Here is a 21,548-nt window from a genome sequence, read left to right as displayed (position 1 = left end):
CTACTGCACGTCCTCGGAACGGTAGATGCCAATGGAGATCGGCCTGCCCTGCGAGATGTTATAGCCATCGATGCGCATCGCCGCGCTGTAGCGCAAACCGATCGCCTCGGCCCGCTGCACGAAATTGCGCTCGGAACGCGCCTCCACCAGCGCAAACCGGCATGCGCCCTGCGCCAGGAAATCCGCAGCGCCCGAACCGTCGGTCAGAACGATCGAGGTGTCGGTCGAAAAGACCAGGCTCGGCTCGTGATAGCCGGCCGAGGCCAGCTTCGGACTTGGGCAATTGGCGTAGCGCAGGAGGTACCCGACCTCGGCGCTCGGAAACAGCGGCTTCAACGACGGCACCACCAGGCCATAGATGGCAATCGCAAGCAGCATCGCCGCGATCACCGCATTCAGGAACGAGCGCTCGGCGCGGCTGTCCTCGAACATCCACCAGGCGGCCAGGCCGAAGATCATCGCACCCGCCAGGAGCGGCCAGGCCGGAAACGCCGGCTGATGGGTCAGCTTGATTGCGCCAGCCACCGCAATCACGGCGGCGATCGCGGGAATCGCGAACCACCAGGCCGAGCCGCGGATCAGCCAGACGGAGCGCGACAGCACGCGCCGTTCCAGCGCACCGACGGTCAGGATCGCGATGGCGGGATAGAGCGGCAGCACGTAATGCGGCAATTTCGTCAGCACCGCCTCGAACACGATCCAGGACGGGATCAGCCAGGCCAGCAGAAACTGCGCGCCGGGCTCGCGGCGCGCCCGCCACACCGCCGGTGCCGCCATACCTGCCAGCGGCGCGCCCGGCCAGAACGTGATCCAGAACAGGACGAGATAGAGCCCGGGCGGCGCGCCGTGGGATTCCTGCGCGCCGAGCTTGCTCAGCATGTCGCCGCCGACGGAGTCGGCGAAGAAGGTTTCGCCGGCGCGCAAGAAGATCAGGACGAACCACGGCAGCACCAGCACCAGGCACCACATCAGGCCCCAGACCGGGCGCATGCGGGAGAACCACTCCAGCGAGCGGTCGAGGATCGCCAGGGCCGCGATGGCGAGCCCGACGAACATCAGGATCAGCGGCCCCTTGAGCAGGATGCCGCCGGCCAGCGCAGTCCAGAAGATCGCAGGCGGCGCCCACGGCGGATGCGCGGGATCCTCGCCGCGCTGCCAGGACAGATATACCCGTGCCAGCGCCCCCATCGCGGCCGTGACTGACAGCAGCAGCATTGCATCGGTCTTCGCCAGACGCGCCTCGGCCCCGAGCAGCACACAGCTTGCCATCATCAGGGCCGCCAGCGCCGCCCCGCGCCGGGTGACGAAGGCAAGCGCGGTCCAGTAGGTCAGAAGCACGGCGCCGATCGCGCCGATCAGCGACGGCGCCCGGTAGAGCCAGATCCGTGTCTGCGCCCGCGGCATGCCGAGGGCGGACGCCGTTTCAACGACTGCGGCCTGCAACCAGTAGATGCCGACCGGCTTCTTGTAGCGGACGTCATCCTGGAAGCGGATGTCGACGAAATCGCCGCTCTCGACCATCTGCTTGGTCGCCTGTGCAAAACGCGCCTCGTCGCGGTCGATCGGCGGGATGGCGAAGAAGCCGGGCAGGAACAGGATCAGGCAGCACAGCACCAGGAACAGGACCGAGCGCTTATGATTGGCGGTCGCAAACTCGAATGCGAGCGCCAGCCTGCGGCTGGAATGCGCAGGTTTTACAGGCTGTTGCCCTGCTCCGAAACGTCTGACATTGACGGTCTCAACCATGGGCTTCGCATACGATGAAACCGTAGGCCAAACAACCGCAGAGGTTCCGTTTTGTCCCCTGTGTGGGCTCCGGGTCACTGCACCCGGATGACCACCGTATCGGCGGCCCCGGTGGCGTCGATCACGGTCAATCGCGCAAAGCCGGGGCCCGGCGGATCGATCAGGCGCTGGCGGCGGCTATCGAGATCGCCAATTGCGACCCCGTTGACCAGCATGGTTAACGGCAGGACACCGCCGGCGACCTTGACCGGCATTGGCGTGACCTCGCCGCCGGCCGCCCGATCAACATCGATGCGCGAGCCGTTCACCGGGAACTGGATATGCGGTGCCTGATCGCTGCCCGCCCGGACCAGTTCCCCCAGGGGACGGAACCGGCGCAGCGGGAGCGGCAGCTTGGCGTTGCCGCTGACCAGCGTTCCCTTCGGCGCCCTCGGCAGCGCCGCCGGAATCCTGCCGGTCCGCGCAAAGGCGTCGAACAGGATCGGCGCCGCCGCGCTGCGCCCGATCAGCCCCGGCACCGGCGCGCCGTCGGGACGGCCGACCCAGACGCCGATGGTGATACGACCATCGAAGCCGACCGACCAGGCGTCCCGGTAGCCATAGCTGGTGCCGGTCTTGAACGCGATCCGGTTGTGCACGCCGTTTTCCGGCGGCGGCGTGCCGATCAGGACATTGCCGACCTGCCACGCGGCAACCTGGTCCATCAGCCGCATCGGCTCGCGCTCGTCCTGTGCCAGCATGATTTCGCGAAGCGGCTTGGTGGTGCCGAGCCGGGGGAAGCCGGCATAGAGCTGCGCCAGATCCTGCAGGGTGATGCCCACGCCCCCTAACCCCATCGCCAGCCCGGGCGCCTCGTCCTTCGGCAGCACCAGGCTGGTGCCCGCCTGCTTCAGGCGCGACGACAACCGGCTCGCGCCGACGCGGTCGAGCAGCGCGATCGCGGGCACGTTGAGCGACAATTGCAGCGCCTTGCGCACCGGCACGGTGCCCTGGAAGGTCATGTCGAAATTTTCCGGCGCGTAGGAGCCGAAGCGGATCGGGCGGTCATCGATCAAGCTCTCGGGGTGCACAAAGCCGTCCTCGAAGGCGAGACCATAGATGAACGGCTTCAGCGTCGAGCCGGGCGAGCGCACCGCGCGCGTCATGTCGACCTGCCCTGCCCGGCGTTCATCGAAATAATCGGGCGAGCCGACGCGGGCGAGGATGTCGCCGCTTTCATTGTCGACCGCGATGATCGCGACCGAGATGTTCGGCCCTTGCGCGATGGCACGATCGCGGGCGAGCGATTCGAGATTCTTCTGCAGCGTGGCGTCGAGCGTCAGCCGGATGACGGACGCATCCTTCATCGTCGCGAGCGCCTGGTCGGCGGAATGCGGCGCCAGGATCGGCATCGGCTTGCGATATTTCGGCACGGCTTCCGACTTGGCCTGCGCCGCATCATCGACGGGCAGCACGCCCTCTTCCACCATGCGATCGAGCACGCGGTCGCGCCCCTCGCGCGCGGCGTCCGGATAGCGATCGAGCCGCCGCCGCTCCGGCGATTGCGGCAGCGCGACCAACAGCGCCGCTTCCGCCAATGTCAGCCGCTTCGGCTCCTTGCCGAAATAGGCGATCGATGCCGCGCGCACGCCTTCGAGATTGCCGCCGAACGGCGCCAGCGCGAGATAGAGGTTGAGGATCTCGTCCTTGTCGAGTTGCCGTTCAATCTCCACGGCGCGCACGATCTGGCGCAGTTTTGCGTAGAGCGAGCGCTCGCGCCGGGGCTCCATCAGCCGCGCGAGCTGCATCGTGATGGTCGAGCCGCCGGAGACGATGTGGCCGGAGGTGACGAGTTGCAACGCGGCGCGCGACAGCGCCAGCGGATCGACGCCGCGATGGGAATAAAAGCGGCGATCCTCGTAGCCGAGCAACAGCTTCAGATAAGTCGGATCGACGGATGTCTTCGCATCGACCGGCAACCGCCAGCGACCGTCCGCCATCGCGTAGGCACGCAGCAGTTTGCCATTGCGGTCGACGATGGTGGTGGAGACCTTTCGTGCGTCTGCCAGCGGCAATGGGCCGAGGGAGATGGCCCAGACGGTGAAGGCAGTTGCAGTGACAATAAGAACAGCCGCAGCAAGCGCGGCGATGCGTGTGACGAGCCGCCTGCCACCACCGGCGTCATGGCCGGGCTTGTCCCGGCCATCCACGTTCTTCTCCGCGGCGGGCGAAGGCGTGGATGCCCGGGTCAAGCCCGGGCATGACGGAGAGTGTTGCTGGTCCAGGCGACCACTCATTTCGCCGCGCGTACCTCGACAGTGCCGGTGCCGGTGCGGCCGTAGCGCGAGGGGTTGTACATGTCCTCGACATAGGCCTGCGGCAGCACGTATTTGCCCGGCGAGACCGCGCGCGCGACATAGGCCACCGTGAACACCGACTTGGCGTCGCTGGCACGGTCGATCGCCGCGGTGAAGCGGTCATCGCGGAACTCAGTGTGCTTGGGCTCCTCGCCGTCCTCTATCCAGTCGAGGGTGCCGGAGTCGCCGGAGGATACGAGGTGCGGGTTGTCGATCTCGAGGCCGGCCGGCAGATAGTCCGACACGATGATGTGGCCGTATTCCGGCTTGGCTTCAGTGATCTTCAGCACCACCGCGAAACGATCGTTCTGTTTCGCCTTGCTGACGTCGGCCGGCTTGCCGTCGAGCGTGAAGTAATTGCGCTCGATCTTGAAGCCGTTCGAAGCGGCCGGCTCCGGCGTCACCGGCGAGCCCGAGACGGAGACGACGACCTGCACCGGCGCTTCACCGTTATTGGTAATCTTGATCGGCTTGCCGGCCATCGCCTCAGCCTTGTAGCTGCGGAATACCGCGGTCTTGACCGGCTGGCCCTCGATGTCGAGGCTCAGCGTTTCCTTGGCGAGCGCGCGGGCAGCCAGCACCAGCCAGGCGTTTTCCTGGGTCGAGGTGTAAGGCGTCAGCCCCCGCGCCGCCTCGACGCGCGCGACGGCGCCGATCATGGTCGCACGCGCTGCGTTGCCCTCGCCGGCGAGCGAGACCAGCGCGGCGGCATCGCGCAGCGCCGAGCCGTAATCGGTGCGGCCGAACTCAAGCACCGGCTTTGGATTGAGCGCCTCGAGCGCGGCGGCATAGACCCGCTCCGCCCTCGTCCGGTCGCCGACCAGCGCCAGCGCGGCCGCGAGTTGCGATTTGGCGATCGGGGTCGCGAGGTTGTTCAGCTTGGTGTCCGCGAGGTAGCGCAGGTCGCCGATCGGGGCCGCGCCATTGCGGGCGAGCACGTAGAGGCCATAAGCGAGATCGCGGCCACCGTCCTTCTCCGGCTCGTTGGCGTTGACGACGGCGTTGCGGATGCGGTCGAGCGCGCTCTTGAACAGCACATCCGGCACCACAAACCCCTTCTCGCGGGCGCGGGTCAGGAAGTCGGTGACGTAAGCATCGAGCCAGGCGTCGTCACCGCCGGCCGACCACAGGCCGAACGAGCCGTTCGGGCCTTGGCGGGCGAGCAGCCGCTCGATCGCGTCCTTGATGCGCTGGTCGGCCGCGGTGTCCATCGCCAGATGCGCCCCGGCGGCGAGATCATTGACATAGAGCAGCGGCATCGCGCGGCTCGTGATCTGCTCCGAGCAGCCGTACGGATAGCGGTCGAGCGCCTTGAGGATGGTGGCGGCGTCGAGCGCCGTCGACAGGCTGGCCGACACCGACACGCCGCCGGTGCCCTGCACGAGATCGGTGAACATATCAGACGTCAGCGTCAGGCTGTCGCCCTTGGCCAGCGTGCGGACCGAGCGCCGCGCGAGCACCTGCGTCGCCGGCTTGACATCGAGCGCGTAGTGGCGCGCCAGCGTCAGGCCGTTCGGGCCTGTGATGTCGACATCGAGATTGCCCGCGCCGGCGCCGCCGGCATCGAGTGCCAGCGACAGCGAGGTGCGCTGCTTGGCGGCGAGCCTCACCGTGGTGGCAGGATTGCCCGAGAGCTTCACCGGACCGGACGCCTTGACGTTGATGATGTAGTCGCCGGCTGCGCCCTCGACATTGTCGATATCCATGCTCATGGTGCCGTGATCCCCATTGAGCAGGAAGCGCGGCAACGTCGCGGTCAGCACCACGGGATCGCGCACGATGACATCGGTGGTGGCGCGGCCGAGCTTGGTGGCGCTCCATGCCACCGCCATCACCCGCGCTGTGCCGGCGAATTCGGGAATGTCGAAGCTGATCTCGGCGGTGCCATCGGCGCTGACGGTGACGATGCCGGAATAGACCGCAAGCGGCTTCTGCGTGGGCGGCGAGCCCTGCAATTCGGCGCCGCCGGAATCGCCGCCGGTCCTGATCTGGCCGCGCGTGCCCTGCATGCCGTCGATGAGCTGCCCGTAGAGGTCGCGGATTTCGGCCGTCAGGCGGCGCTGGCCGAGATAGTAATCATCAGGCGCCGGCGGCTTGTAATTGGTGAGGTTGAGGATGCCGACATCGACGGCAGCCACCACGACCTTGGCGTCCTCGCCGGGATTGAGCCCGTCGAGCTTGACCGGGATATTCAACGCCGAGCCCGGCCGCACCAGCGACGGCGGCGAGAGCGTCACCGCGAGCGTGCGAGCCTTTTTGTCGATACCAAACCATTTCAGGCCGATCGCGCGGCCCGGCATGCGCTGCGCGGCGGTGTCGAGCGGACGGCGCAACGTCGTCATCACATAAGCGCCGGTGCCCCAGTCCTTGCCGACGGTGAGCCTGACCTGCTGCGTGCCTTCCTTGACGTCAACGGTCTGCGTCGTCAGCAGGCGATCGCCGAGCACGTTCACGGTCAGCCGCCCCGCCGAACGGGCGTTGACGGACACAACCATGGTGTCGCCGGACTGGTATTCCGGCTTGTCGATCGAGGTCTCCAACAGATCCGGCGTGTCGGCGCTGCCATCGGAATACCAGCCGACATCGAACTGCACCGAGGTCAGCGGACCGTCGGCATCGCTCGACTTGACGTCGAGGCGGTAGCGGCCCGACTGCGGCGCGAACGACAGCCGTGACGGCTTGTCGGCGGCAAGATTGACGTCGCCATCGGCAACGCGGCTGGTCGACTTCACGGGTTCAAAATCCCAGGACGAGCCCTGGCGGTACCATTGGTAGCGCGACTCGATCTTCAGGAGTTCGTAGCGCAGACCGTTGCGCGGGAGCTGCTTGCCGTCGGGATCGACGAACACGACGTCGAACTCGGCCTTGTCGCCCTCGGCCACGCTCTTGTCGCCGAATAGCGGCTTGATGCCGATCAGCGAACTCGCCGGCGCCACCGGGAGCACGATCTTGCGCTCAACCGAGCGACCGCCGGTCTCCGCCATGCGGACGAAGATCTGCGCTTCCTGAGGCCGGGTCGAGGTCGGCGCCTTCTCCAGCTTCACCGGGAAGACGGCCGTGCCCTTGGCGTCCGACTCCGGCAGGTTCTCGATCGGGGTACGCTCATTGCTGGCGCTCTCTTCGTCGGCGACGCCAAACTGGTAGCCCGGATAGCCGGGACGCCCCGAGGCCGCCGTCGTCACCAGCATGTCGCCTTCGAGCTGCAGCCCGGACGCCGGCGCGCCGTAAAGGAAATGACCGTCGACCTTAAGTTCCACTGGAACTTCAGCTTTGATGACCTTGTCCTTGGCGGTCAGGTCGAATTCGATCCGCTCAGGGATGTAGTCCTCGACCATGAAGGTGGTTTCGCCGACCGAAGAACCCTTCGGATCGGTGAACGCACGCACCCGCCAAGTGCCGGTCGGCACCGCCGAATTCAGCGCAACGGCCATGCTGCGGCCGCCGGCGCCCTGGTCGGGCAGCACGGCGCGGCGGAATTCAACGCCGTCGGGACGCTCGATGACGAGCGTCAGCGGGCCGCCGGTCATGGCGTTGCCCTGCCCGTCCCGCAAGAGCGCGGTCAGATAGACGGTCTCGTTGGAGCGGTAGACGCCGCGCTCGGCATAGACGAAGGCATCGGCGCCCGAGGGCACCGCGCGACCTGCGACACCACGATCGGTCAGATCGAACGCGTCGGACTTGAGGCTCAGGAACGCATAGTCCGCCTTCTCGCTCATCACGGTCAGCAGCGCCGGCGACAGGCCGCCCTCGCCGCGCGCCAGCCCGGCTTCGAACAGCACGTGGCCAGTCTCATCGGTCTTGCGCGTGGCCAGGATCTCGTTGTTGCGGGCGACCAGCTTCACTTCGACTTTCGCGACCGGCTCGGTGGACGCCAGCGAATTGACGAAGACATGGATGCCGTCATTGCCGGAGAACGCCGTCAGCCCCATGTCGGAGACGATGAACCATTGCGTCGCCAGCGCGCCGTCATCGTCACTGCTCGGCCCCTTGGCGGCGGCGGTCATGACATAGACCCCGGGCTGCAGATCGCCGAGCGCCTGGTCGACCGGGAACGCGGTGACAACGTCCTGGTTGAGCGTGGTCGCGGTCGCGAGTTCGCCGGACCAGACCTTCATCCCGCGCTGGTCGCCGAGGTCGGAGAGCTGGTAGCTGCTCAGCGTGCGCTGGAAGTCGCTGTCGATCACCGTGTTGATCAGGTTGCGGTCGCCGATCCGGAACACGTTGATGGTGACGGCCGGCGTGTTGACGCTGACCACGGGGATGCCGCGCTGGCCGGTGCGCGGCAGCACATAGGCGCGACCGGTGAAGCGCACGAACGGCTTGCGGTCGCGGACATAGATGTTGAACTCGGCCGACTTCGGCAGCACCTCTTTCACGGTCGACGGCAGGCCGGCGCGCAGGTTGATGTTGTAGCGCTCGCCGTGCTTCAGCCCGTCGACGCAGAGCTGCTTGCCCTCGGTGGTGAGCGCCGGCTTGTCGTTGCCGGCAAGCGCCACGAACGGCGCGAAATCGACGCGCTTGGCCAATTCCTCGGAGAACTGGAAGCAGGTCCGCGGCGTCGCGCCATCAGAGTCCACGCTGTAGTCGAGCAGCCGGAAGCCATGCTCGTCCCGCATCTTCTCATATTGGCCGCGGACCTCGGCGACCTCGCGCATGTCGAGCGACATCCGGAGCGCATCGAGCGCCGGCCGCCACAGTTTGCGATCCGAAAACGCCCGGCCGAGAACGGCCAGCGCATCGGCCTCCTCTGCCTGGTTGCCAGCACGCTGGTAGGCGATGTAGGCGGCGGTCGAGGCGCGCTCGAGCAGGAAGGTCTGCTCGCTCGAGGTCGACGTGCGGATCTGGAAGATGGTGCGGGCGAGCCGCAGCCAGTTGCCGCTGTCCTCCGGCGTGGTGGCGGCGATCTGGCCGAGGATCTGCAAGCCGGAGCGGAAGTCGGCGCGGCGGAAGGCGGCATCCGCATCGGTCTTCAGCGTCGCCGTGCTCTTGGCGACCGGCCCCGCCTCGCTCTTGATCTGCGCCTCCAGCTTGATCGCGGAATCGGCAAGGTCGTCGCGCTTGAACGCCTTGTCAGCCGCCTGCGCCGTCGCGAGGCCAAGCGCCAGCGCTGCGCAAAAAGCTGCGACACGAACCAAACCAATCATGACGGATCTCCCGGGGCGGCGAACGAACGCCGCGTGACGAATAAAACGGCGCGAAAAGGTGACAGACTGATGGCGCGGAAACAACGTAGCGAAGAAGTCGCAAACAGGCATTGCCAAACCAGTCGTTATTGCCCGGCCGGCGGAGCGCCGGCACGGCAGGCGGTGACCGTGGACCGCAACCCGCGCTCCACCCGCACGCCTTTGTCGCCCGATACGAGAAAATGGTTCGGATCGGGTTGCCGAAAAATCGGATCTTTCGCATCGGCAAGCTGGGCGGGTACCCAGCCTTAGTGTCGAACGAAGCGGAACTGCAGGGTGCCGTGCTCGCGCGGATCCGGACCGTGCTCGGCGACGCGATAGCCCTCGTGCGCGGCGAGGAATGATTGCGCCGGAATCCAGTTCCTGGCGTACTTGACGAGCTTGTCCTTCGACGTCGGCAGCGCTCCCGGTCCATTGTCGCTGAGGAAGGATGTCTGCACCTCTGCCTTGGCGTCGGCGTCGCTGATCGGCACGCGATACCATGCCATCGCCGCCGGCCGCGTGGCACACAAAGTGCGGATGGTCTCGATTGCTTCCGGGACGTACTGGATGGCGCCGTTCGAGTGCATCAGCTCGATGTCTCCGAGCCAGTCAGCGGCTTCGCGGATATCGCTGAAGAACATCAGCCGATTGGTCGCCAACTGACGCGCGCGGCGCGCCATGGCCGGCGTTTCCACCACCGCCCAGCGGATGTCCGGCGCCTGCTTGCGGGCGAGCTTGTAATGCAGGCCGGCGCCGCCTCCGAAATCGAGCACTGAATTGATCCCGGCCACGAGCGGCCAGTCGCCGGTAGGATCGTAAGCGATGGTCTTGTTGAAGATCGTCTCGACCAACTCCTCGCTCTCATAACCCTCGATGACTTCGCGAGGCGGGAACAGCCTGCGTCTCAGTTTCTGCATCAAGGTCATCGACGCCTCCCGTCCAAGCTTTTCTCGGCAGTGCTCATCTCCCTACTGTCAGAAACATTTGGAAACAATTCGACCGGGTGCGAATTACGGTCGCGGCCCTTACCTGCGTCTGGCGCAGGAGGAGGCCTTTGCGACCCTTGCGGTGGACGCCGCGCCGGTAACTGATGCAGCCAGCCAATGATACCGACGGCTAAAGCCGTGGGGTCCCGGTCTTAATGTCCGGGGGCTATTTCCAGCAAATGCGTGGACGCCGCGATTCGGCCCTGTCGGTTCGCCCCGAGTGGGCGCATTCCGGGCTCGGAAGGCCAGCCTGCCGGATTTCAAGACGGCTGGCCAGTGGCCCAGTCGGGACCCCAGCCTTATGTTTTTCCTGTTATTTTGCGCTCTGCCGTGCTGGCGACAGGCCTATGATTATATTAAAGAAAGGCCTGATGGCGTGATGCCTTGCCAAGACGGTCCCGTAGCTCAACCGGATAGAGTAGCGGATTTCTACTCCGCGGGTTGCAGGTTCGAATCCTGCCGGGATCGCCATTCGGCTTTCCCGTCAAGTGATTTCAATGACTTACGGGCACTTTTGCCTAACTTCTGGGATGGGTTAGGCAATCTGATATCGAATTCGCTCTGCAGCTTCGTCATCGCGGCAACCGCGAGTTTCTTCTTCGCGGCCTCGCGGCAATAGCGCTCGATTTCGCGGATATCCGTGTGGCCGGTGATGCTCATGATTTCGAGCGCGGAACAACCAGCCTCGGCCAGCCGTCGACACGCGGCCTTGCGGACTCCATGCGGCGAGGAACGTGGCGGCAGGCCAGCGTCGCCAGCAGCCTCGCTAATCCACTGGCTGAAGGCTTTCTCGGAGCGCGCCTTGCCATACATGGTTGCGATAAAGGCCGGCCCGTCCTTCGGGCACTTAGCCAAAATTTTGGCTAAGTCGCGATGCACCGGAATGCACAACTCGACATGGCCTTGGCTCTTTTTGGTGCTGATTACGAATCCGTCCTTGGTTAGGTGCTTCCAGCCCAGCCGCACGGCGTCGGAGCGGCGCAGGCCGGTGTGGAGCAACACCTCAAAGGCGAGCCGTATCGCTGTGCCTTCCTTCCACCGCTTGCGGAATGCGGTAATATCTTCCTCTGTCCAGGTGCGGTGGCCGATGGTTTTCAACTTCACACGCTTGGCGACGACAACGGGATTATCGGCGCGCATCTCGGCCGATACGGCGTAGTCCATCACGGCCTTTAAGCGCTTGCGGAAATTGCTGGCCGCCGATGGCGTGTCGGCCATTTTGTCAATCATGTTGTTGATGTGCTTCGGCTGAAGGCTGGCAATCGGGCCGTCGCCATGCTTGTCGACAAAGCGGTTGAGGACGCCGCGATAAACCGCTTGCGTGGTTGCGGCCAGCGCCTTGAATTCCGCGCTGCCGTAGTACCCTTTGACGGCGGCAGCAATCGAGCCCGCCTTGATACGCCGCACCGCTGGCGTTGGCTCGTCGGCACTCATAGCGGCACGATAGGCCGTCCAGAATTCCTCAGAATACAGCGGTGCAGGCAAAGCAAGTTGCGGCTTGCCCGGCCTGCGCAGATAGATGCGCGGTTGCCCGTGCCTATCAAGGTATTCATTCACATATTTGGGTTTGCGCTGCCGCAATGTTTGTCCCAGTAATCGTTATCGTTGGCAGCGGCGGGTGCCTTGCCGTCGAAGAGCGAATCTAGCTCGTGCCTATCCCATAGTACCACGCCTAGAATCTGACGCGGAGCCGGTATTGCACCGGCCGCGCGCTGTTTGTCGAAGTGCGACGGCGAGATACCTAAATACCTTGCGGCATCTGCCCGCCTCAGTCCTCTTGGCTGCATTGGCGACTCGCCTCTCCTTGTGGCAGATTATAAGCCAACATCGCCTCGGTGATTTCGCGCTCTATGTCGGAGCCGGGCGGCCAGTAGTACTTCCCACTACTGCCCGGTACCGCGCGAGGCTCGCCGTCGATTACAAACATTCGCACGTCCTTCAGGTCGACGCCGTGCCATTTCACAATGGCTTGCGCCTCGTGCTTCCGCTCGGGCGTTAGCCGCATCGTGACAACCTTAGCACTCACGACGCAACTCCCAACGTCCTGGCCAGGCCGGTATCAATCGAGAGGCCCATCTCGGCAACCGGCATGTCGGGCACGGGCACCGGCTCGGGCTTTACCTTCCGCTCCGCAATGCGCCGCTTGGCCGCAACATCATTGGCCACCGCCTCCGGTTTTGGGCCTCCCATCTTTTCGTACATCGCCAACATCGCGTCGCGAGCCGCCAGAGCCAGAGGCGATTTGAAACTCCAGCGTATCGCGATAGTCCTGACACCGCGAACGGACGCAGCCGGCGCCAGGGCGGCATACCCGTGATTTTTGGAATGCGTCAGTCGCACGCCAGCCAGTCGCATGCCCAATTCCGGAAAATCCACTTCGGCCAGCGCCAGCGTGATAAACGCCCGCGTGCCGTCGTCGTCGCGTAAAAACGTTAGTCCCTCAACATTGCAATTCATTTTAAAACACTCCGGTTTGGCAAAGGATATCAACCCACGCCCTGTCCGGCGTCGGCGTGAAGCCCTTAATGTTGTAAATCTTGCCTGTGCGAGTGTTTGTTAATCGCCAAGTCGTATCGGCGACGGCCAAGGCGGCTTGGTTGCGGATTGTAATCAGCAACGTCTGCATTGAGGCGAGCCGGCCAATCATCACTTGCTCGCCGGCCCGGAGCGAATGAATCTTTGCTGGCGCCGTGGTGACTTCTTCCCAGGTAGTGATGGTGCCACCGGCACCATCTGGGACTGTCACTTTCTTTTCGAGTTTGATTTCCTCGCGTAACTCTCCCGCTGTTGGCGCCGTCATGCTGCAACCTTGTTGTCGGAGGGTGCGGCCGGGCTATCGTCGATGACATTTTTATTGTCATTCGCCGCGCCAATGACGCCCATGTTGAGCGGCCTCACGTATTCGTCGCCGCCCTCGATTGACGACATGTTTTCGAGATTGCGGATTTCGTTGGTGCTCATCCAACCATTCGTTTTTGCAACAGCATATGCGCTGAAACGCTGCGCAACATCTCCTCTCAGGAGGCCCGATAAATCATGCTCGACAAAGAGCGACTTGCGGCTTTCCGGCGTCAACAGTGACACGTTCATTGCTTGCTCGATGCGCGCGGCCATCGGTGCGAGACAACGGGTAACTAGAGCGCGGCTTTCCTCAACTGCTGCACCATAGTTTGCGCCATCGGAGAGCCCGACAACACTCGGCGGCACGCCGAATACGCGGCAAATGTCGGCATTGCTCAGTTGCCGGCTGGCCAGAAATTCACTGTCCTTGCTGTTGAATTGGAACGTCTCGAATTTCGCGCCGCCGTCTAGCACCATGACTTCATTCGCATTCATTGCGCCCGTAAAGCGCGCCTTGAATTTTGCAATCACGTCATCGACGTTGCCAGCGCCTTTGCCAGCGGCAGAGGCTAATTTTTCCGGAAACACAATAGCACCGGCCGGCCTGAAGGAATTGGTTGCCGCCTGTCCAGCCGTATCCTCTTGCGCCAGCGCCAAGCCGAAGGTTGCCGCCGCGTATTGGATTGGCGAAATTCCCCAGATGCCGTTGTGGCTGCGATACCGGATATGTAGCACTTCCTCTTGCAACAGCACCTGCGTCGGGCCGCGCAAGGGAGTGTACTGGTAACGCACCCGGCCGTTGGGCATCCAATCTACCCAGACTTGGCCGGCAATCAGCGGATGCAGCGCAGTCACCTGGCCGCGTCCGTTGCGCTCTATCTTGGCATAGGCGTTTCCGTACATCAGCACGTCAGCAATCAGCCGCTCGCGCGCCTCGAATGAGGTGTGAATGCCGTCTGGCGTTGTTGCCAGCACATCGTAAAGCGGGTGGCTGGTAGCAGCTTCCCGGCCACCATCGTCCTGATGCTGGTAAAGCTTCAGAGGCACCGCCGCCAGCGGGCCGGTGATAGCTGCGATACAAGCAAACGCAACGTTGTGGCCGCTGGCCTTTTCAACATCCTGCGCGCCGGCAAATCGCGAGCCGAGGAATTGCCCGAGGAAAGGGTCACTAGAGGCGACGGTATCGCGCTGCTCGGCCTTCTTCCAGAATTTCCAATTCATCGCGCGGCCTCCATCTCAAGCAACGCGATGCGCCGTTGCGCAGCGGTGCGCTGTTGGCGTGCGCGGGCGCTAACCGAAGTGCCGTCATAGGCGGGCCATGCGGAAACCACCGACACCTCATGAAGCGTGACGGATTGCAGCGTGCGCTTGTCGCCTTGCCAAGACTCCTTGTCGACGGAAAATCCAAACGACATGCCGCCCAAATCGTTTCGCGCAGCAAGCGCCAGCACATCGTTAGCCGCCTGTGTTGCGGGCATATCGATTTCAAAGCGCAGGCCCTTGCTGTCCTCAGACAAGCGCAGCGTGCCGCTTTTCGTCCTGGCCAGCACCTTATCGCGCTGGTGGTCTACGAGCGCCAAGATATCCCGGCCGCTGTTAAGGCTGGCCGCGAATGCACCGGGCGCAATTACCTCCGAGAAGTCCGCAATCCGCGCTTCATTGTGGAACGTTGCAGCGTAGCCCGTCAGCGTGCGGCCAACCGCGCGCACCTCGGTTGCCGTGCGCTTTTCAATCTCTGTCGTCATTAGAAATTCACCTGCCTGTGGGGCTGGAGCAACATATCGACGCCAAGCGCAATTGCCTGCGGTGGAGTCTCGGTTGCGGCCTCGCGGTTATTGTACCAGTGGCCCACCAACAGTTTCACGGCGTGTACAACGGCCGGCTGCGGTGGCGAGCTAATCGTGACGCCAACGGAGTCGACATACGACTCCGCGGCATCAATCAGGGACTGGATAAGGACGTCGTCCGAGTCAAAACTGACTCGGACGTGCGCCTTAGCGTCCGCCAACAACACGGCGGACATTGATTAGACGTTCTTGTAGGAGAACGCTTCCAGGTGCCGCAACGCAATGTCGCAGTCGAGGAAAGCGTGAAGCCGCAAGCCGCCCTTGCTCGCGTCGCTGAACGGGTTTGCGAGGATATCGACACCACTCCACATGCCGATTACCAAGTGCGACCAATCACCGTAGATAAGCGGATGCTTGGTGCTGACTACCGGCACGTTGTTGGAGACAACAATCGGCTCGCCGTGGAAGGTTTCCGACAGCGCGATGTAGTGGCCGAGAGTGTCTTTAATCTTCCTCGCAACGCCAGTAACGGCGGAATGCGTGAGGAAGCCGGTGGTGCCGGTGACGTTGGCGGTTTCGAGCGCCGACATTAAGTCGGAAGAGATATCGCCGAGCGCCGTGTCAGTGGTGGCGTTTTCGGTGACTTCCGTCAGGATGCCGGTGGGCTGATTGGTGCCGCCGCCCTGAATGGCTGCGGAGTCCATCGCCTGGCCGAGCACAAACGCCAAGTCGCTGCGAAGGATGTTTTCAATCGCAACGCCAGACTGCAGCGTCAGGCGCCGAGACATATACATTTCACCGGCAACCGTCTTGGGCGACAGACTCACCTTATCAAAGGTGCTGTCCGACGCAGTGGGCGCGCCGTCCTCAGCAACCCAATACGACGTCGGCCCGGAGTCCAAACGAGGCAAATCGAGGTTGCCGACAAGGCCCGGAATGACAGTCGCGCCGAGCCGCTGAATCGCGAGTACGGGCCGCAGCCTGTCAATCATAGCGCCCTGGTCCGTTGCGACCGTGGCACCGGCCGAGCCGCCAACCAACATGGCGCGCTGCTCGCCGAAGAGGGCCGCAGTCGGAATCATGACACCGCGCACTTCACGGCCCTTGCCAAGCTCGGAGCTAACCTCGGCTTCGCGGCCAGACAGCTTACCGGCAACGCTTTCGCGAATAGCCTTGGCCACGCTGAACTCGCGCACCTCGGCATCGAGGCGTGCATCCGGCGCAGCGTCGGACAGGCGCTCGAATTCGGCAATCTTGGCGGCACGCTCAATCTGGCCGTTGATTGCGCGGACTTCGGTTTCCAGCGCGTCAAACTTTGCGGGATCCGGATTATCGCCCAGCGCTCGCATCGCTGCGATTTTCGAGGCGCGGGTTTCTTGAAGAGAAGCAATAGTAGTCATGTAGTTGGTAGTCCTTTCGAAAGTGGCCTCACGGCCGGGTGTGGCCCGAAGGCCGGTAAAACGTTGGCTCGAGTCCAACGCAAAATGCCCACGCAGGCGGTGCCTGGCGGGCTAATCAGATTGGGAAGTGTGGAGCGCGAGGTGCGCAGGCCGGATTGGCCATGAATGCCGGGATGTTTCCGGTTAAATGCGCCGTGCTGGTTTCCAGCTTGGTGGCGCTTGTTGTTTGGTTTTGCGGGCTACGTTGCCCGGATAGAGAAGGCCAGTCGTTGCTGGCCAACGCTGCGGTTGAGTCCGCAGTCGATTAAAAGCTAGGCCATGTCGAAGAAAACCGACAAGGGCGCGCTCTGAAAAATTTTGCCCTCATATAACCAAGTGCCCGAGCGGCCTGTTAGGGACGAGGTGCCCCTCGTAGGGTAGTCATCTAAATAAGGCGGCCTGTCCAAAAAAGCCGGGCTTTCGCCATATACGAAGTCAACTTCGGATTTGCCCCTCTCTAATAACCGCCCGGCGAGGCAGGCAAACCGCAATACCCCCTGCTTAACTGTCAACGAAAACGCATGCCCCTATAGCTTAGCAAGCGGCGAGCCGGGCAGGCGCAAGCGAGAAAAAATCTCTCCCACATCCTTGGGCATTTGTGACATGCTTTAATATCAATGGGTTACGCCCCTACTTCTATGGGAATGGCAGAGGCTTCAACCGCTTATGTGCGACAATATGTCGCATTGTAAACGCAAAATAGTTGGTGCAGCCGGCTCTAAATCCAATCGCACGCTGGAGTTGAAGCGAAAAATGCTTGTCGACAAAACATGGGTGCCACCATACCCGCCACTTTGCACACACTGGACGCTGAAGGGTTTGTTCAAAATCTATTATGGCCGCGATGCGGGATGCGTTCTGTTTCTCGATAAGCGCCACATTTACGCGTATGCGGGCCTGCCCTATGGATTGGCGGCCTTGGTGGCCGCTGGCAAGCTTGACGATCTGATTGGATTTCCCACCTCGCCGTTGAACATCCCGAGAGAACATAATCACTGGAACAACGGACGGGTGTAAGCGCTACGCAGCGAGTAGGCACGCGGGCAAACTTTCCGGCTCATGCCTGGCTGCAATCGCGAGCGCCATGGCCGCCGCGATAATTCCGTCAATGCGCCCGCTGGCCTTGGATTTATCCAACTTGCGCGAGCCGGCCGGATCCGTGGTGACAACGGCATTGCTCGCACACATCCTCATAATCGGATTGCCTGCGTGGTTTATTCTCTGCTGCGCCACCAGCACTTCGAGGTTGTCGACGGCCGGGCTCATATCCTTATAGCCTTGCCCAAACGGCTCCAGCGGCAACGTGACGCCAATGCGCTCAAGCTCCCGCTTCAAGTCCTCGATGCGCCAGCGATCGAACGCGATTGCTTGAATATCAAACCGGGCCGCGTCTTCGGCCATGGCCTCGGCCACCAGCACTGGATCGATAACCTTGCCTGGTAGTAGCGTTAGGCGCGCGTCGGGCTGTTTCGCCCACAAATCATACGGCACTCTGTCCAAGTCAGATTTGCCGCTGATATCAAAATCAGGAAGGAAAAAGCGCGGCAGCAATTGCACCGTGCCGTCCTCCATCGGAAACGCCAGCACCCACGCCGTCAAATCTCGGGCAGCACTCAAATCCAAGCCGCCAAAGCAGGGCCGGCCTTCTAGCGCCTTGTCGTCGATAGGCCCTAGATTACAATCGTTCCATTCACGGGCCGCGATAAAGCGCACCGTGCCGTCAGTTCTTTGATTCAGCACCTTGTTACGGAAATCGGCCTCTTTAGACGGAATGCGCTTCGCCTGCGCAGCCATGCGCTCAATCTGCTCTAGGCTGTTGAAATCGCCGAGCGCAGGGTTGGCCTTCGCCCAAGTTTCAGGACTCCACGGGTCGTCCTTATCGCTGGCCGCAAACAGCGACAGGTGAAAGGACGGGTCGTCAATCTCGCCGGCCTTCACTCGCGTGCCGTAGTCCAGCATCTCTGAGAAGAAGTGCGAGTCGTCTTTGGCCTGCGTGCTGATAAGCACAATCAAGGGATTGTCGCGCGCGCCGAGGGCGCTGTCGAAGGCGTCAAACAGGTGCCGGTTGGGCCAGTAACCTGCCTCGTCACAGAGCACAAACGAGGGCGACATGCCGAGCTTGGAGTCCGCGTCGGCAGATACGGCCTTCAAAACCGAGCCCTTGCCGGGGCCTTCCAGCACCTCGATTTCCTTGCTGAAGCGAATGATGTTGACGCGCTCGGAAAGCTCCGGGTGCACCTCAAGCATGGCCTTCGCCTCGGCCCAAGCCTTGCCGGCCTGTAGCTTGTCGATAGCCGCGAAATACACCTCGCCGCGCTCTTCTGATTCCGGGCCGCAGGTGTGACAGAGCGCGAGCGCAGCCGACAGAAAAGTTTTGCCATTCTTCCGGCCCATACTCACCACGGCCGTACGCACAGGCCGAATGCCTGGCGCGTCCTCCGCGTAAATGGGCGCAAGGATGTCGTCGATTTGCCACTGGCGCAGTTTCATCGTCGTGCCGCGCAGCGAGCCTTGCGTCACCCGCATGTCCTCACAAAAGGCGATAACCCGCTCCAGCCTTGAGAGGCCTTCAGCTTCCCATGGCAGGGTTTCGCGCAGCTTTGGAGAGAGTATCGACTTACCTTTTTTGGGTTTGGCACCCGGCCCACGTAGGCCCATTTTTCCTCCTTGTGTGACATGCGTCACAAAACTAAGTATTTGCCCTTCTGAGACGCCGGTCTGGTATGCATAAACGCATATCTCTGGAAGCCCCCTAGGTGGATGGCGACAAAAATAGCGTCACACCACACGTGGTATGCATTGCACGCATACATACTGCATATGGTATGCATATAACGCATATGCCCTAGGATGCCCAGCGCGGGCCGCTGGTGCGGTTTGCGTCAGCAGCGCTGTCGCGTTCATGCGAATTCGAATGAACGCACCACGCAAGCGCGCTGCTAGGGCGTTGACGCCAATTGGCGACATCGCCGCTACCAATCGCCGCCAATCGGGTTGCCATGCACATCGCAGCCCTTAAACGGGCTGCCTAGCTTGCCGCGCCTGTCCGGCCTGTCTGCCACGTTCGTTTTATAGTTGTGGCACGCCTCACACATCGACATGAGGCCATCCAAAGGCGGGAATGCCGGGCCACCGGCCGCAATAGCAACACGGTGGTCTACTGCCTTGGCTAGCGTGGTGCGCCCACGTAGTTCGCAGGGATGGCACAGCGGATCGCTTGCCAGCTTGGCACGGCGCAGGTTGCGCCATGCCGTGGTTGTGTATGGCCAGCCGCTCATGCTGCGTCGGCGGTCTTTAGTTCATCTTTAAGTTCACCATAGGCAGGTGCAGGTGCATTGGTGCACCCCTTAAGGGGGGTGTGCACCTGCACCTTTGCACCTAGCCTGTCTGAATGGTCGCTTGGTGCAGGTGCAAGTGCATCAGGTGCATGCACCTCGTTTGCACCTAGATTTTGCACCTCGGCCGGGACGTAGACTTTCGGGGTTCCGGAAGATGTGACGCGGCCGTCCTCCTCCAATGCCTTGACGGCTCGCTTCCATCTCGACGCAATCGTGTTCTCTTTCGCGTCGGGATGCATTTGGTGATACCTCGCTTGCCACATGCCACCGCCGACAGGATGGCCGCCTGCGGATAGCTCGGTCAGGATTTCCATCACCTCGGTCTCGGCCTTGGCCTGCACGGTCTGGCTTGCAGCCTTGGCAAAGCCCGAAACGTCAGCCGCCTTCACCACCACAGGCGCGGTAATCGGCTCGCCGTCCTCGTCCGTGCCGACGTTCACAGACTCCATGCGGAAATGGCAGATGACGCCTTCCTCGCCGTCGTTGGTGCCGTCGCATTCCAGCACATGGCCGGAAGCGTTTTTCTTGACCATGAACGACGCATCAACGGCGCCGTCCAAGTCGATAGCACCTTTGCCGCGGTCGCCAGCCCAGCCGGTATGATGGACCACGGTCAGGTGCGCGCCGGTTTCGGCAACGATGGTGTCGCAGGACCGGACATATTTGGCCATGTCCTTGGATTGATGCTGGTCACCACCGCCGAAGGTTCGCGTCACCGTGTCGATGATAATCCAGACGCACGGCTGGCCAGTTATCTCCGCTGCCTTTTTGACTGCCATGGCAATGGCCGTGGCGTGTAGCATGCCCGTGGTCATGTCTATCAGGCCGCCAAGCACAAGTAGTGGAAGGTCTTTGACGCCGTGCTTCTTGCGGAAGGCGAGCATGCGCCGCTCGGTCAGCTTCTTCCGCTCGGCCGCCACATAGACAACCAAGCCCTGCTTCACCTTTTTGCCCATCCACGGCATGCCTGCCGCGATGTGGCATGCAAGGTCAGTCACGATGACCGACTTGCCGGTGCCTGGCAGGCCGCTAATCATCGTGAATTCGCCAGCGGTGAGCATGCCCTTGACGACAGTTTCCTTCTTTGCCTCGGTGCCGATGTCGTCGAACCAAGTGAAGGTCAGCTTGCCCCACGACTCCATCTTCGATGGCGACGGGGTGTTGTCGTTAGCCGCAGCAGGCTTGGACAATAGCCGTGCCTGCAGCAGCGCCATGCCTTTCTGCAGCTTGGTCGGCTCGCGCTTCGGCGGCTCCGCACCCATATCCCGCGCGATAATCGACTCGGCAACAGCACGGTCAGACTCCGGGCCGTGGATTTGGATTAGCTCGGGCTTGCCATCAGCCAGCCGGATTAGGAACGTTGCATCACGGTCGCAGCCGTCGACGTCGCTTACAATGACGCAAGCAGCACGGGCGGAAGGCTCGTCCTCCGGCCATTCATCGGCTGGTAGCTTCCGGACGTTGGCCGGGTCGGCCTTGGCCCAATCCGGCTCGCCATCTTCACCGGCCGGTGCAAGCACCACGTCGGCGTGGCAATGACGCTGGTCTATCAGGCTGTCGTAAATGCCGAAGGTAAGGTCGCGGGTTTCGTCAGACATTGCCAGCCTCCGCATGTGCGAGGACGGCCTTGGCGATTTCGGCCGCAAGCTTTTGCCAGTCGTCGCCGTAGATGCGAAGCTCGCCCCTGGCGTTGCGTATTAGAGTCAACTTTTGCAGGCTGATTTCTTCAACGCAGAATGTGCCGATACGTCGTCCGGAGCCTTTCGGCCGGAATGAGGTAACTTTCAAAATGTGCAGTCCTATATGGGAAAAACCGGACGTTGCCGGAGATGGTGCGCCGTTGGCCGGCGTCTATCGGTTAGGCAATCGCCAAATTTCCCCTTGGGAAACAATGGCGGCAAAATTGCCTA

15 protein-coding genes and 1 tRNA gene are annotated in these 21,548 nt (G+C 62.6%); 2 read left to right on the top strand and 14 right to left on the bottom strand.

The genetic code is table 11. From position 1 onward, the window contains the following. The 4 genes from ACZXDY_RS07560 to ACZXDY_RS07545 form a co-directional block, all read right to left on the bottom strand. The gene (locus ACZXDY_RS07560) at positions 1-1,746 is read right to left on the bottom strand and encodes an ArnT family glycosyltransferase (RefSeq protein WP_464345038.1); all 1,746 of its coding nucleotides are present in this window, start codon (positions 1,744-1,746) and stop codon (positions 1-3) included. Between the two features lie 74 nt (positions 1,747-1,820). Continuing rightward, positions 1,821-3,935 (bottom strand): penicillin-binding protein 1C, encoded by a 2,115-nt coding sequence (pbpC, locus tag ACZXDY_RS07555; RefSeq protein WP_464345037.1) that lies wholly within the window; start codon positions 3,933-3,935, stop codon positions 1,821-1,823. 83 nt (positions 3,936-4,018) lie between these two features. Further along, the gene (locus tag ACZXDY_RS07550; protein WP_464345036.1) at positions 4,019-9,226 is read right to left on the bottom strand and encodes an alpha-2-macroglobulin family protein; all 5,208 of its coding nucleotides are present in this window, start codon (positions 9,224-9,226) and stop codon (positions 4,019-4,021) included. Positions 9,227-9,513: 287 nt separating this feature from the next. Continuing rightward, positions 9,514-10,173, bottom strand: coding sequence for a class I SAM-dependent methyltransferase (locus ACZXDY_RS07545; protein WP_464345035.1), 660 nt, complete (start codon positions 10,171-10,173; stop codon positions 9,514-9,516). Positions 10,174-10,627: 454 nt separating this feature from the next. Between ACZXDY_RS07545 and ACZXDY_RS07540 the strand changes: the two genes are divergently transcribed. Continuing rightward, a tRNA-Arg gene (locus tag ACZXDY_RS07540) sits at positions 10,628-10,704 on the top strand. Here the strand turns inward: ACZXDY_RS07540 and ACZXDY_RS07535 are convergent. The 8 genes from ACZXDY_RS07535 to ACZXDY_RS07500 all read right to left on the bottom strand — a co-directional run bounded on the left by ACZXDY_RS07535 (position 10,663) and on the right by ACZXDY_RS07500 (position 16,261). Next, on the bottom strand, positions 10,663-11,373 hold the full coding sequence (locus tag ACZXDY_RS07535) for a tyrosine-type recombinase/integrase (RefSeq protein WP_464345103.1): 711 nt from the start codon (positions 11,371-11,373) through the stop codon (positions 10,663-10,665). The two genes, ACZXDY_RS07540 and ACZXDY_RS07535, sit on opposite strands and share 42 nt — an antisense overlap. Positions 11,374-12,001: 628 nt before the next feature. Continuing rightward, a complete protein-coding gene (locus ACZXDY_RS07530; protein WP_464345034.1) occupies positions 12,002-12,259 on the bottom strand; it encodes a hypothetical protein in 258 nt (85 codons plus the stop codon). After that, the gene (locus ACZXDY_RS07525) at positions 12,256-12,723 is read right to left on the bottom strand and encodes a hypothetical protein (protein WP_464345033.1); all 468 of its coding nucleotides are present in this window, start codon (positions 12,721-12,723) and stop codon (positions 12,256-12,258) included. The genes ACZXDY_RS07530 and ACZXDY_RS07525 overlap by 4 nt, the downstream gene beginning before the upstream one ends. After that, positions 12,692-13,033, bottom strand: coding sequence for a phage head closure protein (locus tag ACZXDY_RS07520; protein ID WP_464345032.1), 342 nt, complete (start codon positions 13,031-13,033; stop codon positions 12,692-12,694). The genes ACZXDY_RS07525 and ACZXDY_RS07520 overlap by 32 nt, the downstream gene beginning before the upstream one ends. Then, the gene (locus ACZXDY_RS07515) at positions 13,030-14,295 is read right to left on the bottom strand and encodes a phage portal protein (RefSeq protein ID WP_464345031.1); all 1,266 of its coding nucleotides are present in this window, start codon (positions 14,293-14,295) and stop codon (positions 13,030-13,032) included. The genes ACZXDY_RS07520 and ACZXDY_RS07515 overlap by 4 nt, the downstream gene beginning before the upstream one ends. Then, the gene (locus tag ACZXDY_RS07510) at positions 14,292-14,819 is read right to left on the bottom strand and encodes an HK97 family phage prohead protease (protein ID WP_464345030.1); all 528 of its coding nucleotides are present in this window, start codon (positions 14,817-14,819) and stop codon (positions 14,292-14,294) included. The genes ACZXDY_RS07515 and ACZXDY_RS07510 overlap by 4 nt, the downstream gene beginning before the upstream one ends. Beyond that, positions 14,819-15,097, bottom strand: a complete 279-nt coding sequence (locus tag ACZXDY_RS07505; RefSeq protein WP_464345029.1) for a head-tail connector protein — start codon at positions 15,095-15,097, stop codon at positions 14,819-14,821. The genes ACZXDY_RS07510 and ACZXDY_RS07505 overlap by 1 nt, the downstream gene beginning before the upstream one ends. Before the next feature lie 3 nt (positions 15,098-15,100). Continuing rightward, the gene (locus tag ACZXDY_RS07500) at positions 15,101-16,261 is read right to left on the bottom strand and encodes a phage major capsid protein (protein WP_464345028.1); all 1,161 of its coding nucleotides are present in this window, start codon (positions 16,259-16,261) and stop codon (positions 15,101-15,103) included. A gap of 792 nt (positions 16,262-17,053) precedes the next feature. Here ACZXDY_RS07500 and ACZXDY_RS07495 point away from each other — a divergent pair. Further along, positions 17,054-17,317: a hypothetical protein gene (locus tag ACZXDY_RS07495; RefSeq protein ID WP_464345027.1), complete on the top strand. Its 264-nt coding sequence runs from the start codon at positions 17,054-17,056 to the stop codon at positions 17,315-17,317. A gap of 3 nt (positions 17,318-17,320) precedes the next feature. Here ACZXDY_RS07495 and ACZXDY_RS07490 read toward each other — a convergent pair whose 3' ends face one another. After that, positions 17,321-18,958 (bottom strand): terminase large subunit, encoded by a 1,638-nt coding sequence (locus ACZXDY_RS07490; RefSeq protein ID WP_464345026.1) that lies wholly within the window; start codon positions 18,956-18,958, stop codon positions 17,321-17,323. Between the two features lie 616 nt (positions 18,959-19,574). Next, positions 19,575-21,236 carry an AAA family ATPase gene (locus ACZXDY_RS07485; protein ID WP_464345025.1) on the bottom strand — a complete coding sequence of 554 codons (1,662 nt, stop codon included), beginning with the start codon at positions 21,234-21,236 and terminating at the stop codon, positions 19,575-19,577. Positions 21,237-21,548 lie beyond the last annotated feature (312 nt).

This window comes from Bradyrhizobium sp. LeoB3 (assembly GCF_055456055.1).
The sequence above is the reverse complement of the archived record's forward strand: the minus strand, read 5'-3'. Positions and strand labels throughout refer to the sequence as shown.